Below are 17,045 nucleotides of genomic sequence, written 5' to 3' on the forward strand. Positions count from 1 at the left end.
TGTTGTTTGTTTCTTTCGTGACTTTCTCCTCCTCAAGCAGCTTTGCCGACGATAAAAGCGACAACTATGATGTCAACTGTAAAACCTGCGCTGTTTGCGCCTGCCACGACCGCATTGTCCAAAACCATAAAAGAATTCGCCGGCACGTCACGGATGAGTTCTCAAGATACCGTACATGGCTGGTAAATGACTGGTTTCTCGACAACCTTCTTCCGGCCATGATGCTGATGACCAGCCAGATGACCACGGTCGGCATTCAGCAGGTCCAGATCATCGGGTCCTTTTTGGACGCCAAGCACCAACTGGAAACACAGCGCCTGTTCCAGCAACTGACGGCCAAAGCGCATAAAGACTACCACCCCAGCGAAGGCGTATGTGCGATCGGCACAAGCGTGCGGTCTCTGGCCGCGTCCGAACGGCTGTCCGATCTGGGACAGGTCGCCTTTTCCCAAAGGGCTATCCAGCGCCAGCTTTTATCCGGAGACGTCGTATCCGTTGAAGGCGACATATCCGACAAAAAAAGCCGCCTGAGGCACTTCATCAGCACCAACTGCAACAAAGCAGACAACGGAAACGGGCTGGACGAGCTTTGCAAAGACAGCGATGTAAAAGCGGCGCGTAAAAACAAAGATGTCGACTACATGCGCACTGTGGAAACGGCCCTGACGCTGGATATCGATTTTACGCCGGAAGGAATGGAAAAAACGGCCGACGAAGAAGATGTCTTCGCGCTCTCTTCCAATTTGTACGGGCATGACGTTTTACCCAAAATCAACAAAAGCGTTCTGGCCAATGACAAAGGGGAATTCCGGCCGGATGCCATGCCGCTTTATATGGACTTGCGCAGTATCGCCGCCAAGCGCTCCGTGGCCCAGAACTCCTTTTCCGTCATCACGAGCATGAAGGCAAAAGGCAAGCCGGAATCGGCCCCTTACATCAAAAGGATTGTGAAAGACCTCGGTCTCGATGATGACGAGGTTGAGAAGTATCTGGGTAAAAAGCCAAGCTATTTCGCCCAGATGGAAGTGCTGACAAAAAAAATATATGAAGACCCTGTTTTCTATACAGAACTTTACGATAAACCCGTCAATGTCGAAAGAAAGGCCGCCGCAATGGAGGCCATCGGCCTGATGCAGGACCGCGATATTTACAAAAGTCTGCTGCGCAGCGAAATCGTTCTGGCCGTCTTTTTGGACACGCTTCTTGAAAAAGAACAGGACCGGATAGGGGATCAAATTACACGCTTGAAAGACCAAGGGGAGGAATCAAAAGATGATATCAAAGATTCTTCGCCGTAAGCCGCGCTTATACCTGCTTACAGCTCTTTTCACGCTGGGTGTCTGGAGCGGGCCCGCCTATGCCTGCGCACCCCCTTGCGGCTGCGGCCAGTGTAAAATCATTATCGAAAAGAACCATCAGAACATCAGGGACCACACCGATGTGTTTGGGCAGGATGAACTGGAAGGCGAAAGCGAATTCAAAGAACATCGCGACTGGATGGTTTACACATATTTTCAAAAGCACATCCTTTACGCCATGATGCGCATGACAAGCCAGCTCACCGCCGTGGGAATACAACAGGTTTACGTCATTGGAACGCTTCTGGACGCCAAACACCAGCTGGAAACGCAGCGCCTGTTCCAGCAGCTCAAAGCGGAAGCCCACAAGGACTACCAGCCCAGCATAGGCATGTGCGAAATCGGAACCAATGTCCGGTCTCTGGCCGCGTCCGAACGGCTGTCCGACCTGGCGCAATCCACCTTCGCCCAGCGCTCCATGCAGCGCCAGCTTGGTTCCGGGGACGCAGCCGCCGTGGAAGGAGACACGTCGGACAAGAAAAGCCGCCTCGACCACTTCATCGCAACCTACTGCAACAAAGACAATAACGGCAAAGGGCTTTACATGCTGTGTTATGACAGCAAGGCGGCAAGAAGCGCGATGGACCTTGATGTCGATTATACCCGCATGCTAGAAACGGCGCTCACTCTTGATGTCGATTTTACTCCGGACGGCGCCCCCCTGACCGATGACGAGGAAGATATTTTCGCGCTGTCCTCTAATTTATACGGACATGATGTTCTGCCGAAAATCGACAGAAACACTCTGGCCAACGACAAAAACGAATACCGGCCCGATGCCGTCCCCCTCTATTTCGATTTGCGGGCCATCGCCGCCAAACGCTCCGTGGCCCTTAATTCCTTTGCCGCGATTGTCGGCATGCGCGCAAAAGGAGACAAGTGGGCGAAAGGGGAGGAAGACATCGCCCCTTACCTCAAAAAGCTCGTCGTGGAACTTGGAGTCCCCGAAGACGAAGTGGAAGATATATTAGGGAAAAATCCCAGCTATTTTGCCCAAATGGAAGTGCTCGCAAAGAAAATCTATCAAAACCCGGTTTTCTATACGGAGCTTTACGACAAGCCTGCAAACGTGGATCGTAAAGCCCTTGCCCTGAAAGCCATCGGGCTTATGCAGGACCGGGATATCTACAAGAGCTTTCTTCGCAGTGAAGCCGTCATGTCGGTTATACTGGAAGAGATGCTCATGAAACAGCAAACGGCCATTACCAACGAGCTTTCGGCTCCTGAGGAAGGAGAAAGCAGCATAGAATGATCTTGTTCCGGAAACATAAGAGCTTTTTGGCGATCCTGTGCTGGGCGGTTTTATGCGCGTCTTCCCTCGCTTTTGCTGAGGACTGCAACCCGCCGGCGCCAAACCCGACCGGACCGGTCCCCGTTCAATCCGGCGTTTCGTGTTGCGGCACGATATTGTGCGATCCGGTCATCGCAGGCTGCGGCGAATTCTGTGCCTGTATATCGGACAAGGAAACCGTGAAAACCATCAAGCATATTAGCGATGCCTTTGAACTGCACAAAAAATGGATGGTAGAGATATTCTTCAAGGACGACAGGAAAGGGAGCCAGTGCGTTCGCGATACGGTCCCCGGCGTTCTGGCCGCCATGCAGATCATGACCTCCCAGCTCACCGCCGCCGCACTGGACCAGGCTTTGATTATCGGAAGCTTCCTGGATGCCAAACACCAGCTCGAAACGCAGCGCCTGTTCCAGCAACTGACGGCAAGAGCCCATAAAGACTATCATCCCAGCGAAGGACTTTGCGAAGTCGGTACGGAAATCCGCAGTATTTCACCTTCCATCCGCAAATCGGACCTGGCCCACACGACATTTGCCAACCGGATGGTCGCGCGGCAGCTTCTCTCGGGAGACGTTTTAAGTATCGAGGGTGAAAACTCAGACTTTCTGAGCCGCCTGCAACTCTTCGTCAAAAAGTTTTGCAACCCCAACGATGACGGAAACGGTCTCGAATATTTGTGCAAGAACAGCAAAAGGGAAAAAGAACGGTTCAACAAGGACGTCGATTTTACACAGACAATTGACATCCCGCTGACGCTGGAAATTGATTTTACGCAGGATGGGGCCCAAAAAACGGACGACGAAGAAAACATCTTCGCCCTTTCCGCCAATCTTTACGCGCACAACCCCCTGCCCACGATTAACAAAGCGGATCTGGTGAATGATAAAGACCAGCTTAAAGGCGCCGCTTTATACCTCATGGATTTACGGTCCATTGCCGCCAAGCGCTCCGTAGCCCAGAACTCCTTCGCCGCCATTGCCGCCCAAAAAGCCGAAGGCACGAAAGAATCGCGGCCTTTCCTCTACGCCGCGCTCAAGGAAATGGGCGGAAAAGGCTTCCCGGATGAAGAAATTGAAAAATATCTGGGCAAAAAACCAAGCTATTACGCCCAGATGGAAATGTTGACCAAAAAGCTTTATCAATATCCCGTTTTCTATACGGAAACTTACGACAAGCCCGCGAACGTCCTGCGGAAAGAGGTGGCGATGCAGGCCATTGAACTCATGCAAAAGCGCGATATTTTCCGCTCCCTCCTGCGGAGCGAAGCGATATTTTCCGTCATGCTGGAAACGGCCCTTGCAGATAAACAAAAAGAGATTAAAGACGAAACCGACCGCCTGAATCAGGAAGGAACGGTTAAGAAGAAATGATAAACAGGCAAAAAATATTTCAAGGTTTGAAAATCCTGGCCCTTTTCGTTCTTCTGGGAGGAGGGTTGTTTGCTGTTTCTTCTCCCCTTTTCTCCGGCAAGGCTTATGCCGGGTTGTGCCTTTTCCCGTGCTCCCCCTGTTGCGGTCCTCTTTGCGTGCAGGGCGTTGAAGCATGCGATACCAACTGCGGCTGTACTTCCACCAAACAAACCTGCCCTAAAATCGGCAAGTGCGTTACGGGCTCTACGATCGCCCATATCACGGACGAATTTATAAGGCACCGTGACTGGCTTATTTTGACTGTCTGGGACGCTCACGTCCTGCCCGCCATGCTGCTCATGACGGAGCAACTGACGACGACGGCCATGTATCAGGCTTTGGGCATCGGTATGCTGCTGGACGCCAAGCACCAACTGGAAACGCAGGCCCTCTTCCAGAAACTTCATGCCCGCGCCCATAAAGATTACCACCCGAGCAGGGGCGTGTGCACGTTCGGCACAAACATGCGCAGTCTTGCCGCTTCGGACCGGAACGCCGAATTCAGCCAGATTGTCATCGCGGCACGCAACCTCCAGCGCAACCTGCTGAGCGGTGAAATTTACACGTCTTCCGGCCCCGGTTCAAAAACGCGCAGCGATCTGGACCTGTTTCTGAGGGTCTTTTGCAACCCGAGCGACAATGCGGAAGGACTGAAAAAACTTTGCGACGAAGGCGGAGAAGGCGCGGATCGTTATAACAAGGATGTGGACTACACCCGAACGCTTGACCGGCCCTTTACGCTGGAAATCAATTTTACACCGGACGTCGGACCGATGGGGATAGACGGCGCAACGCCCGATGAAAACGACCTGTTCGCTCTGGGCGCTAATTTGTACGGTCACGAACCGCCGCCGCACCTTCCGGAAGGCTATCTTGCCAGCGACGACATGAAACCGAAGCTCACCGGCGCACTGAACTATATGGACCTGCGCGCTCTGGCCGCCAAACGCGCCGTGGCAGCCAATTCATTCGCCGCGATTGTCGGCATGAAAGCGCAAGGTGAAGAAGAAGTAAAACCTTACATAAAAGCCATACTCAAAAAAATGGGCATCCCGGAAGAAGACATCAAGGATATGATGGGATACAAGGAAAGAAAAAAGGAAAAGCCCAGCTATTACCTCCAGATGGAGCTTCTGACGAAAAAACTCTATCAATATCCCGTTTTCTATACGGAGCTTTACGACAAGCCCGCCAATGTGGCGCGGACAGATGTGGCCATGCGCGCTATCGGAAACATCCAGAAACGTGATATCTACCGGAGCCTCCTGCGGAGTGAAGCCATTATGTCCGTCTGGCTGGAAACGCTGTTGGACGACAGCCAGAAGGAAATTAAAAACGAGACTGACCGCCTGAGCCAGGAAGGGAAGGTTCTTCCCATACCGGAATAAGGCAGAAAAAGAAGGATAACAAAAACGTGAACGGAAAAAGGAATAAACAAATCGGCATCGGCGCAGCGCTTTTCAGCGTTGTGGTTGCCTGCCTGTTTATTTTCATGAAAGGGGAAAATGCCTCCCCTGCCGCCGTCGCCGTACAACAGCCGCCTGTAAATATCATACAGGGATTGAAATCCGGAACATCCGTCGAATTTACGTTTTTGTCGAAAGACGGCTCCTTTTACAAAAAGGACATAGCCTCCGCCGGACACCCCCTGATCTTTGAACAAGACGGAAAGACAGGCCGGGCGGCAGACCAGTATGAATTCTCTTATAAAATCGTTGAAGAAGGACAGGCCCCGGAAAACGTCCGGTTCCGGATCAACCGGGCTTCCGGCTTCGCCCGCATGGAAGCCGGCGGCTTCGGCAGGGAAACACAGCTGTCTCTTTTGGCAAACGACAAACCCGTTCACACCGAAGTGCCTGTCGACTGGGCCGGACGTATGACACTGGACGCCCAGATCAAAAAAGGAACCTTGTGTCTGGTTTTGCCGCGTTCGGCGCTCTCTTTTTGCCACGATATAAGCGGGGGGAAAGAGGCATGATAAGAAAACCGCTTATCCTGATCCTGACGGGCCTGTTCCTGTGTTTTTCAACGCCGGTTGCCGATAAGGCTTTTGCCTATACCTATACGACTTCCGGCGCTGAATTCGATGCACTGGCCGACAAGCTCAAAATGTGGTGGGTCAAGGCCTTCATGATGATGACCTCGCAGCTTACCGCCACCATGATAGACCAGGTTTACGGAATCGGAATGATTTTCGACGCCAAACAACAGCTTGAAATACAGCGGGACCTACAGGAACTTTATGCCGAAGCGCATAAGGATTATCATCCCAGCGAACAAATGTGCGAGATCGGCACATTGATCCGGAATCTGGCAGATACCGAAAAACGGGCGGATTTGACACAAGTAGCCCTCAACAACCGCGTACTGGAGCGCGAGCTTGTTTCGGGGCTTGCCCTGTCCGTCGAAGGAGAAGACAGCGATACAAACAGCCGGTTCGAGCATTTCAAGGAAATCTACTGTAACGAGTACGATAATGGAAACGGACTGGACTATTTATGCAAAGACGGGAACAAGGATTCCGTGCGTAAAAACCGGGATATCGATTATACCACCACGCTTGAGGCGCCTTTAACGCTCAAAATCGATTTTCTGGAGGGGGGTTCCCCGACACAGGATGAAAGAAATGTGATGGCACTGGTTAATTACCTGTTCCAGCACAATCCCTTCCCCGATATCGGGGAGACTTATATGACCATGAAAAGCTTCACGAAGCCTTATCAGGATATGCGCTCTGTTATCGCCATGCGCGGAGTCGCACGGAACTCCATTGCCAGCTTTATCGCCCAAAAAACGGAAGGCCCGGAACCGGAGGATGGTGAAAGCAATGCTGCGCCTTATATCTACGCCCTCCTGACGGAGTTTGGCTGGGACAAAGAGGAAATAGAAAAAATGTTCGGAGAAAAACCGAGCTACTACGCCCAGATGGAAATTATGACGCAAAAGATCTTCCAGCACCCCAATTTTTACATGAATCTGTACGACAAGCCCGCCAATGTGAAGCGGGTCCGCGCCGCCATCCGGGCCATTAAAACCATGCAGGACCGGGACATCCACGAAGCCATGATGCGCCGTGAAATGCTGCTTTCCATGATTCTGGAACTTCGCGTCCGTGAACAGCAGCGCGCCGCCGTCAACAAGATCAAGAAAACCCTCCTCAACACCGCGCCGGAACAATAGGGGCGTAAAAAACCCGTTTCTGGCATCTTCCTTGCATTTCCAATCCGTGAGAAGCCGTAAAAGGCATATAAACGAAAGCAAGGAAGGCAAGAGCGAACATGTCGTTTCAGGCCCTGAATGCTGCGCTCAGCGGTTTGCGCGTCGCACAGCAGCAATTAAATGTGATTTCCAACAACGTGGCCAATGTCGGCACGCCCGGCTATAGCCGGAAAATATTGCCACAAACAACGCAAGTCATTAATTCCACAGGACAAATTATCGGCGTCCAGGCGGAAACAGTGGTCCGGAACGTTGACCTTAACCTGGAACGGGACCTGTGGACACAGGTAAGCGCCGTCAATTCCATGGATGTGAAAGCCTCTTACCTCAACAACATTCAAACCTTCCACGGACCGCCGGACAAGGAGCTTTCTATCGCGGCAGAAATTGCCCGGCTCAGGGATTCTTTTACAGCCCTGTCGGATACGCCGGATGACGGATTCGCGCTGCAGTCCACATTGAACCAGGCCGGCGACGTGGCCCGGAAATTCAACAATTTTAACGACCTGATCGTCCAGCAGCGCAACGACGCCCAAAGCGAAATGACCGTGTCCGTGGACCGGATTAACGATCTTTTGGTCCAGATTTCGGAACTGAACGGCCAGATCAAGGGAACCGCCAACCTGAACCGGACGACGGCGGCATTGGAAGACCAGCGCGACGAAGCCATCAAGTCGCTCTCGGAAGAAATCGAGATTTCCTCCTTCCAGCGCGGCGACGGAGTGATTGTCATTCAAACACGCACGGGCATCCAGCTCGCCGACGAGCGTCCTGAAACCGTATATTTCAGTCCGGGCCTTTTGGGCGCCTCCACCTTTTACCCGAATAGCGTTTCGGGCGTATTTGTCGGCGGAAACCCGCTTTCGAATCCTGCCTCTTTTGACGTTACGGCCACCGGTCTGGGGGGGCGTCTGGGCGGATTGATCGAACTCCGCGATGAGATTCTGCCTGAATATCAGGCCCAGATCGACGAACTGGCGCATAAACTGGCCTTGCGTTTTGAGGCGCAGGGCCTGCGCCTCTTTACCGACTCGACAGATACCATACCGGCAGATACCGCGCCGGACCCCCTGGCCGGCCCGCCGCCAACAGCCGTATCCTATGTCGGGTTTTCGGGCAGCATTCAGGTCAACACGAATATTATAAATGACATCACTCTTCTTCAACAAGGCACCTATGTGTCCGATCACACCATTCCGGCAGGATCGAACGAAGTCATCCGGCGCGTTCTCGAATTTACATTCGGCGAGGTAGATTATCAGGAAGTCGCCGGGACCATTGATTTAAATATCGCGCTCCCCGCCACAGACCTTCAGGAATGGCTGGGCCTATATTCGAAAAACACGGTTGTCGGCGGAATCGATTTGGGCTCTTTCCCTGAAATCGATGACGGCATTGTCGGATCAAATACGGATCTGGCCGAAGCCCTTGGCACGTATTTCCCCACCTACCCTCTGGACGACCAGTTCCAGATTACCTTTGAAGAAGCCAGAACAGGATTGGGGCCGACAACGGTTACCATCGACCTCAGCGATGCGGATACAAACTTTCCCATCGGGGGACCCATCAACGATGCGCTCGACCAGATCATCGCCGAAATAAATTTACAAATCGGGCTGGCGGGCGTTCCCGCAGGCCTTGCCGCCGTCGCCAGCCGAAACACAAACGGGCAGCTTATCATCGAATCGCGCGGAAATGTCACTCTGGATGCCAGCTCCTTCGCAGGGTCCATGGGAACCAGCGCTTTCAGCGCACTGGGACTTTCAGAGGGCAGCTTTGTAACGGAAGACCCTTATTTCGACATCCAGGTCGGGAACGCCGATCCTGTCCGTATCACCATCGAGCCGGGCGACCTGACCGCCGATCTCATTGATAAGCTCGAATGGGACATTGGAACCCAGACAGGCGTGCAGGGCCTTTTTGTCGATTTCAATGCGGGAACGGGGCTGCTCACAATCCGTCCGGGCATCGACGACAGCAATGGCGGGCCGTTTTTCGGAGGGGACATGCGCATTATTTCCGGCCCCTTCGATACAAACGGATCCATTAACCCGGTTTTAGGGGCCCTGCCGGGATCCGTCGGCATCGTCAGCGCCATCTTCGGCAGCTTTACGGTCGCCGGCCCCGTTATCACCGAAAACAACCCGATCACAGACGTCGCCTACCGCTCTGAAATCACGCTCGGCTCGGGCACATATACCCCTTTCAGAAACAGGTATCTGGGTCCCGGAGCCGACATTGACACCAATATTCTGGCCCCGACGACCATCATAGATTTCGGTCAAAAAGTGGTGAACAAGCAAACGCAGGACCTCGTCTTAACCGAGGCAAGACAGGAAGACGAAGAAACGCTCCGGGATCTTTTACAGCGGAAATTTTTAGATGAATCGGGCGTGAATATTGACGAAGAGCTTTCAAACCTCGTCGTTATCCAGACAGCTTACGCCGCCGCCGCACGCGCCGTGACAGCGGCAAACGAACTTTTTGACGAATTGCTGAATGCCGTTCGATAACACCTGCAGGAGACAAAAAACATGGCAAATATTTCAACGCTCGGACAGGCACTGGACCAGATTTCCCGTCTGAAAACACAGACAAGCTCTCTGGATTTGCTCACGACGCAAATTACCACAGGGAAAAAATCCCAAAGTTTCTCCGGACTGGGAATCGATGCCCTGCAATCAAAACGCGCGCGCGCAGATATGAGCTCTCTGGAAAATTATATCAGCAACATCAAAAATGCCGACCGCCGCATCAATATCATGCAAAACTCCATTGAAAACATAAAGAAGCAAAGCCGGAATATTTCGACATCTCTCACTATTGCCGTGCAGGAAGGCGACTACCCGGATTTGCAGACCATCAAGGATCTGGCCCAAAACACCTATGATTTTATTCTGGATGTCATGAACACGCAGGACGGAGACCGTTATTTGTTTGCAGGCGCGGATTCTTCCACCAAACCCATTAACGATACCGGATTGTTCCAGGGGTTTTTAGGAGACTTCGTTCCCGATTCGTCAGACCTGACAAACCCGCCTTTGGTCGCTTCCGGCGTTATCGGACAATGGGGAGACGGAACCATTACAACGGACCAGTTTATCTCGGCCTACCGGGGCGTGAATGAAACAATCATGGGATACTCCAACTCCCTGACAAACAATGCCGCAGGAAAAGTTTACGCGCGCGTGGACGATACGGCCGAATTCGATTATACGGTTCTGGCCGACACACAGGGCATGAAAGACATTGTCATTGCGCTGAATGTTTTAAAATCCATTCCCCCCGTCGAATATGCGCCGGGCGCGTTAAACGACCCGACCGCAACAACGATTGCTGCGGATACGCCGCCAAACCCCCCGGCAGAAAAACAGGCCAATTTCTTTCAGGTCATCAATGACCTGGCCGCCCTGATAAACAATGCCGTTAACAGCCTCTCGCAGGAGGGCTTCAAACTGGCCCAGACGCAGGCCCAGATTACACTGGTTAAAGAAAGCCACGAGTACGAAATCAACGCGCTTCAAAATATTGTATCGGATGTGGAAGATATCGATCTGACCGAAGCGGCCGCTAAAATCCAGAGCTTGCAGGTCCAGCTTGAGGCTTCTTTCAGGGTAACAGCCCTGGTTTCCGAACTCTCACTGGCCAGATTCATTTAAAACGTCAAAGTTCCAGATCATCCTGACTTCCGGTGAGACAGTGCAGGCAAACGTCGCCGTTCTGGGGGTTATATCCTCCTGTTCCGGTCCAAACGAAATGTCCTCAATCTGAAAACTCTTCAAGCCGCTGTCAAAATTCTTCGTTTGAAGGGCCATATGCTTGCAGGGCAAAGACGGAACAGCCTCCATCTCAATGGAAAGAGGCCGGCCCTGTTCCCCCTGCCGCAAGACCCTGACGGCCCCGCCCCAGGGCGTATGAAAATCTTCGGAGACATCCTCCCCTTTATCCGCTTTTTGCAGAATTTCCACCAGCAGGGAAAGAGCCTGATCGGCCTTGTTTTTGCGCAGCAAAAGATTGGTAAGCGTATAAATCCCCGCCAGCAGCACCATCCCTGCGATAAGGACCAGCAATGTTTCAGAAAAAGAAAAACGCGGTTTTACCGGCTCCGGCCGCGTATTGACACTAGACACCGTGAACCATAACCCTGTTCGAGTGAATATCGGCACGCAAGCCTAGAGGACGCAGCATATCGTCCAATACCTCGTTCCACGGCTTACCGCCTTCCCACGAAACATTCGCGCCCGCATCCACGCTTGTGCCAAAAGCCAGCGCATAATCCGGCGGTATCACCTGCGCCAGCGCCAACGCCAAAGGAAGGTCCCGGCCGAATCCGACAGCCTGTTCAAAGCTTTCCGGCGCAGGCGCCGATGGAACGGAAGCAACAGGAGGAGGAGAAACAGGGGACGGAGCAACCTGCGCCTGATCCGGCATTTGTCCGGGCATCGGAGCAGCCATCCCGAACGGCGCAGCCGCCATCCCGTCACCGGGAAGCGATGTCATCGACATGTCCTCACCGCTTAACAAATTTACGGGCTGCAAACCCCCGTCCGTTTTATGGACAGAAGAGGGCGACGCAGACGGTTTTAAACCTGTGCTGTAGCCCATTCCCAGCGGAACAGGGTTTAATATACGGGACTCTTCCATCATTGCTTTTTCCACCAATCCCGGACCTGCCAAGGTATTGCCGGCGCCATTGGAAAATTCGTCCTGCACGGGGTAAGGGTTGATAAAAAGCCCGCCGCCACTTTTTGCGGATGCGGCTTTCAGAACAGACGCTTTCAACGCCGCCTGTACATTGCGTGCGCGCACGGGAGGACGTTTCCGATGCAATGTAATCGGCTCTTTCTTATCTCCCGCCTGTTCGCCAGCTCTTTGGGGTGACAGAGGTTCCGACATCACAACAGGCGCAGGTGCAGGGACAGAAACGTTTTCCCCTTGCGATGGAGGCAAAAGCGGCATCATCGGATGCGAAACGTCTTCCAAAGGATCTAGAACAGGCATGGCGGGAGTTTCCGTCTGAAGAGGCGCCATTTCATTCACCTCGGAAGGCGGAACCCATTCAAACCCGGCCCAGGCAGGCAGGCACAGAGGCATAGAAGACAAGATCAGGACTCCTATCGTAAATACCGCCGCTCTATTGTTCTCCGAAAACCCGCTCATTGTCCGAAGTCCTTTTCTTCCTTCATTCGTCTATGTAATTAGAGGTAGAAGATATAATCTTCCCGTGTAAATGACAAGAGCGCCAGGCAGTATTATCCATAGTCGATTAAACGGCGGCGGCGCATCGAAAGCCAGGCCGGCCGCCGCTGGCCTAAAAACCAGGTGCGAAATGTCCGCAACGCGGAAGGAAAGGAAAGTCCCCTGCGCTCTAAAAATACGAAGGTCATTGTGATGACAACCGTCAAAAAAATAGAAACCGGACGCGCATAAACAAGGAGAACAAGAAAAGGAATCGCCGCGCGCGCATCCAGCGCAAAAAACCGGACGGGCCGCATCGTGTTGCGCCAGTGCCAGTGGACTCTCTCTTCTTCGGTATCTTCTACTTTTCCCATCTATATTCTCCCGGGCGCCTAATCTCCGCCGCCTGCCCCTGTAGACGAAGATAAAACAATATACGTCCTTCGATCAATATCTCCGGCGTCAAAAGCAATCGCCGCGCTTTGCGCCATTGTCTGGCCATAAAACTGGATAATCCGCTGAATTTCGGCCGGCCATTCCTTAAAATCCATGCCAAGAAGCTTATCCCGCACCTCGTCATTAAAACGCATCCACTCCCGCACGCCCAGCCGCCCCCCGCTTGTTTTCGGAACAAGCGTTTGCGTCACCACGAGCCTGATTGTTTCCATAAGGGCATAGGCGCGCTCGGAACGTTCATTGGGGTCAAAGGTCGCCACCATCCGCTGAATGGTAGAGGCCACACCGATGGTATGCGTTGTTGTATAAACGGTATGCCCGGTCTGGGCCGCCTCGATAGAGGCGGAAATCGTCTCGCGGTCCCGCGCCTCCCCCACAAGGATAATATTGGGCTTCCGCCGCAAGGCATTCCGGACCCCGCGCGCGAAATCCGGCAAATGGCGGGGAATTTCCGTCTGGGAGATAAGGGAGCGCGGCGACCTGATCGCATCATACACATATTCAATCGGCGCTTCGTAGCACACGATTTTACCGGCGCCGTGCTTGCGTTCCATGAGCATGCGAATACCGGACGCCAGCAAGGTCGTTTTACCGGACCCCGTCGGACCGGTAATAACCACCATTCCCTGACGCGGAATCCAGGATTTGATAATATCCGGCTCCACGTTCAAATCCTTCATGGTCGGCGGCTCATTGGGCAATACCCGCATGGTGATTTGCGCCGAGTCCCGTCCGCGGGACAGAATGGGGGTGATGTTCACCCGGAAACGAATGCGCGTATACCGGTCGGGACGAATTTCGTAGGACAAATCCAGATCCTTCCCGGAAGCCAGACGGGCCGTCGCATCCGGCCCGTAGATTTTGTGCAGGAAAACGCCCATATCCGCCGCATCAATCGGACGGTATGTACCGGGATAAAGAACACCGTAAATTTCGTTATAGGCCGGACGGTCCGTCTGAAGAGAAATATCGGAGGAGTTCTTCTTGACGCACCACAAAATAAACGGATCGACATGCTCGTCCGTAAATCTGGACGGTTCGTCCATCCAGGTCTCTGCAATATGATCTTTGCCTTTAAGAAGGCTTACCGGGTTGCGGGTAACCATTCCTGATACTTCGTTTTCAATTCGGGCAGGCCCGTAATCTCTACACTTCGATCACCGACCCGCATTTCATTTCCCCCTCCGGTAACACCTCGGTCTTTCTGCAGGGCATAGGGAGGAGAAACCATCCCCTGAGACAACAGCGTTCTGTATCTTATCATGCCCCGGTAGTCCGCGACCAGTTTGTTCAGGTCCGTTTGAAAAATTTCGTTGGCCTGATCGACTCCGGCCTCCCAGCCTTCCTCAACCCAATCCGCCCATTTCCGGCGCTCATCGTCGGTTTCAGGCCGCAAAATATCCGGCGGCGGGGTCACATCGCCCCATTGACGCTCCAGATAGGCCCTCCAGGTGCGCGGCGCGCTGATAATGCGGGCATTCCGGCCGATATTGTAAACACGATCCGCCACCGCCGCTTCCTGCCCGTTCGCGTTGATAATCATGGCGTCGATAGCTTCCGAAATAATCGGCGGCTCGATCAGAAGCCCAGAAGGGGCCGGAATGACCAGCTGCCGGAAATCGAAAACCCTGTCCATATAACGGGCACGCGTTTCCAACTCATCCCGGATATGCCAGGTCCGCCAGGCCAGACCGCCGCGCGCGCCATAAGAAAGGGCGGCCTCTTTTTGCGCATCTTCGCGGATATCAATCGGCATGGCCCCTTCGTCATCGACAAACTTATTCTCCTTCGGCAGGTTTTTAAGATCCTGCAAGGAAGGCGGCGGCAATTCGTCTTCGTCATACCCGGCCCACGCCGGAACCGGAACCGTCAGAAAAAAAGCCAGGAAAAAGAAAAGTGCGAAACGAATCATAGGGGAGCCTAGCCCCCCAACCCGGTCACGGGCGCATAATGAAGCTCAACCACCTTGCGGACACTGTCCACCTTGATATCCCCGCGCACACCAAGCTGCAGCCCTATCCCGCGCAAAACGTCGATCACAGGTTCGTTCTGCACATCTATGCTGATAACGGGCGGCACAGGCGGACGGTTTCCAATGGCCAGAAATCCGTACCCGACGCGCTCGGCCAGCCGTTTGCCGATCTGTTCCGGCGGCCCCACCCAGCTAATGGTCACCGCGCGTTGCAAGTCTTCCGGCACGTTGTGAATAGGCTGAACGGCGACCCCCGGCGACCGGCTTTGTTCGACAGCCGCCAAAGTCTCCAGCGCCGTAGAAGCCTTATCCGCCGCTTCCGCCAGCATCAGGGACACCTTGTCCGGCGAGGTCACAACCTGCGGATCCCGCACTGGTTTGGATGTGCAGGCGCCTAAAGCCAGACAGCCCAGAAGGCACACGACCAAAAAGCTAAAATTTCCAAGCCTTTTTGAATGATTTTCCAATATCTGCATCACACGCCAATATATCGTAACTGCGGTCTAATTATTCCAACACTCTAGCGCCTCGACAAGATTCCAGCAAGCGCCGGATAAAAGTTCCCAACAGACAAAACCTGTCCGGACCTATCTGGTGGCCTCATCCCTGATAAGCCCCTTACGCCGCATCGCTGTAACAACTTTCGATTTATAGGCGTAACCATAGCGTGGCGTCCGGGAATGATAATGGGCAATGGCCTTGGAAAGCGAGCCTGTTTCTTCCATATGGGTCCGCAAAATCCACGCGGACACCCCCATATTCGTGCAAGGGTCATCCTTCACCCAGCGTCTGGCCGTCCTTTCGCTGACCCCCCAGCGTCTGGCCAGATCGGGCAGCCAGACCGTGTTGATCTGCATGGGCCCCAGATCGTAGCTTCCGTTGTCGTTGGGGCCGACAGACTGCCCCACGGCGCCACCCTCAACCTGATAGATTCCCACAAGCACAGCCGGCGGCACCGCGTAAGTCTGCGCGGCAAGCATTAAACAGGCTGCAAGGATTTTAGTCATATGTGAATTATACCCGAATCTGCTTCAGTTTACCTATCAACTTTTTAACTTTCATTTTCCTTTGGTTTGGCCCCCGGCTTAAAGAAAGACATCGGATTGCCCGTATTCCCTTCCTGAACCGGCGGCGGTGGCGGCGGCGCTGAAACCTGTTCCGGCGCAGGCGGCGGAGCTTCCGCCGCAGGAGAGGCCGCCGCCGGAGCGGAAGGCGGAGAGGAAGTTCCCCCTTTTGCAAAAAATCCCATCGGGTTGCCGCCGTCCTGTTGCGCCGGAGATGCCGGCGCCTGCGGCGCCTCAGCCGCTTCCGCCGGGGCCGGTGAAAAGCCCTCTTCCGAAGCGGTGTCTCCCGAAGCAGCCCCCGGAACGGACGCATTCAAAAGCGTTTCAAACATGGCAAGGCGCAAATCGAACCCCTCCCAGACGCTCTCGGAAGATATCTCTTCACGGATATCCTCTCCCTGTGCCAATAATTTTTTGGTCTGCGCGCGGTGGCAATCCGCATAAACGCGCGCCAATGTATGTAAAATCATCAATTCGGAAAAAGCGGCCTCCGCAGATTCGGAGGCGCTGCCGATCAGCGCTTCGCGCAGGCCCGCTGCCCGAATCGCCAGTTTCTCGGCGACCTCCTGGATCAGAACCGTTTCGCTTTTGCCAAACGGAAATTCTGCGACCGCGCCCAAAACAGGAGCCATCGCGCTTAGATAAAAAATCTGACTCTGCGTTTCATCAAAAAGGGGTTTCCGGCTTCCCGTCACCTTCAAACGCGCCACATGCTGCGCCGAAGGCGTAAAATTGTTTGCAAAGGTCAAAACGGTACTCAAAGCCTTAACCAGACGCTGCGCCTCTTCTTCCGTTGGAACATGGCCCTGCCGCACGTAGCTTCCCGCGACAAACTGGCCTGCCATCGCGCTTAAAGACAGGCGCACCGCATCGGAATCGCTCTCTTTATCCTCGCCCTCTTCCTTCAAATCCATTTTCTGGGCAAGAGAAAGCCCCATCTGGACAGACTGCCCCAAAAGGGCCGCCAGCGTTTCCGCTCCTTCCAGTTCCGACGGGCCGGAACGCTGCATAGCGTCCATCAAGGGGGCGCCGAGCTTGTCGAGCAATTCAAGAAGAAATTCGCTGCGTTGATCCATCAAATTTTTCCCCTGATCT

Annotated in this window: 16 protein-coding genes; 8 read left to right on the forward strand and 8 right to left on the reverse strand. The window is 53.7% G+C overall.

From position 1 onward, the window contains the following. Positions 1-17 precede the first annotated feature (17 nt). The 8 genes from H6853_01175 to H6853_01210 all read left to right on the forward strand — a co-directional run bounded on the left by H6853_01175 (position 18) and on the right by H6853_01210 (position 10,939). A complete protein-coding gene (locus H6853_01175) occupies positions 18-1,298 on the forward strand; it encodes a hypothetical protein (protein USO03923.1) in 1,281 nt (426 codons plus the stop codon). Further along, entirely contained in the window at positions 1,273-2,610 is a 1,338-nt protein-coding gene (locus H6853_01180) for a hypothetical protein (GenBank protein USO03924.1), read from the forward strand. Before H6853_01175 ends, H6853_01180 begins: the two co-directional genes overlap by 26 nt. Then, the gene (locus tag H6853_01185) at positions 2,607-4,022 is read left to right on the forward strand and encodes a hypothetical protein (GenBank protein USO03925.1); all 1,416 of its coding nucleotides are present in this window, start codon (positions 2,607-2,609) and stop codon (positions 4,020-4,022) included. Before H6853_01180 ends, H6853_01185 begins: the two co-directional genes overlap by 4 nt. After that, positions 4,019-5,449, forward strand: a complete 1,431-nt coding sequence (locus H6853_01190) for a hypothetical protein (GenBank protein ID USO03926.1) — start codon at positions 4,019-4,021, stop codon at positions 5,447-5,449. The genes H6853_01185 and H6853_01190 overlap by 4 nt, the downstream gene beginning before the upstream one ends. Before the next feature lie 26 nt (positions 5,450-5,475). Next, a complete protein-coding gene (locus tag H6853_01195) occupies positions 5,476-6,039 on the forward strand; it encodes a hypothetical protein (protein ID USO03927.1) in 564 nt (187 codons plus the stop codon). Then, positions 6,036-7,241 (forward strand): hypothetical protein, encoded by a 1,206-nt coding sequence (locus H6853_01200; protein USO03928.1) that lies wholly within the window; start codon positions 6,036-6,038, stop codon positions 7,239-7,241. The genes H6853_01195 and H6853_01200 overlap by 4 nt, the downstream gene beginning before the upstream one ends. Positions 7,242-7,339: 98 nt before the next feature. Then, entirely contained in the window at positions 7,340-9,793 is a 2,454-nt protein-coding gene (flgK, locus tag H6853_01205) for a flagellar hook-associated protein FlgK (GenBank protein ID USO03929.1), read from the forward strand. 21 nt (positions 9,794-9,814) lie between these two features. Further along, the gene (locus tag H6853_01210) at positions 9,815-10,939 is read left to right on the forward strand and encodes a hypothetical protein (protein ID USO03930.1); all 1,125 of its coding nucleotides are present in this window, start codon (positions 9,815-9,817) and stop codon (positions 10,937-10,939) included. On the opposite strand, the gene H6853_01215 is transcribed toward H6853_01210, so the two are convergent. The 8 genes from H6853_01215 to H6853_01250 all read right to left on the reverse strand — a co-directional run bounded on the left by H6853_01215 (position 10,919) and on the right by H6853_01250 (position 17,026). Then, entirely contained in the window at positions 10,919-11,410 is a 492-nt protein-coding gene (locus H6853_01215; protein USO03931.1) for a hypothetical protein, read from the reverse strand. The two genes, H6853_01210 and H6853_01215, sit on opposite strands and share 21 nt — an antisense overlap. After that, complete coding sequence (locus tag H6853_01220; protein ID USO03932.1) at positions 11,403-12,440, reverse strand: hypothetical protein; 1,038 nt, start codon at positions 12,438-12,440, stop codon at positions 11,403-11,405. The genes H6853_01215 and H6853_01220 overlap by 8 nt, the downstream gene beginning before the upstream one ends. A 92-nt stretch (positions 12,441-12,532) precedes the next feature. After that, a complete protein-coding gene (locus H6853_01225; GenBank protein USO03933.1) occupies positions 12,533-12,832 on the reverse strand; it encodes a type IV secretion protein IcmT in 300 nt (99 codons plus the stop codon). Between the two features lie 18 nt (positions 12,833-12,850). Further along, positions 12,851-14,020 carry a Flp pilus assembly complex ATPase component TadA gene (gene tadA, locus H6853_01230; GenBank protein ID USO03934.1) on the reverse strand — a complete coding sequence of 390 codons (1,170 nt, stop codon included), beginning with the start codon at positions 14,018-14,020 and terminating at the stop codon, positions 12,851-12,853. Beyond that, a complete protein-coding gene (locus H6853_01235) occupies positions 13,999-14,826 on the reverse strand; it encodes a type IV secretion system DotC family protein (GenBank protein USO03935.1) in 828 nt (275 codons plus the stop codon). The genes tadA and H6853_01235 overlap by 22 nt, the downstream gene beginning before the upstream one ends. 8 nt (positions 14,827-14,834) lie before the next feature. Then, a complete protein-coding gene (locus tag H6853_01240) occupies positions 14,835-15,362 on the reverse strand; it encodes a DotD/TraH family lipoprotein (GenBank protein ID USO04557.1) in 528 nt (175 codons plus the stop codon). A gap of 111 nt (positions 15,363-15,473) precedes the next feature. Next, the gene (locus tag H6853_01245; protein ID USO03936.1) at positions 15,474-15,893 is read right to left on the reverse strand and encodes a lytic transglycosylase domain-containing protein; all 420 of its coding nucleotides are present in this window, start codon (positions 15,891-15,893) and stop codon (positions 15,474-15,476) included. A 44-nt stretch (positions 15,894-15,937) separates the two neighbouring features. Further along, entirely contained in the window at positions 15,938-17,026 is a 1,089-nt protein-coding gene (locus H6853_01250; GenBank protein ID USO03937.1) for a hypothetical protein, read from the reverse strand. Between the last annotated feature and the right edge of the window lie 19 nt (positions 17,027-17,045).

It is taken from the genome of Rhodospirillales bacterium (assembly GCA_023898765.1).
In the GTDB taxonomy this organism is placed as follows: domain Bacteria; phylum Pseudomonadota; class Alphaproteobacteria; order Micavibrionales; family Micavibrionaceae.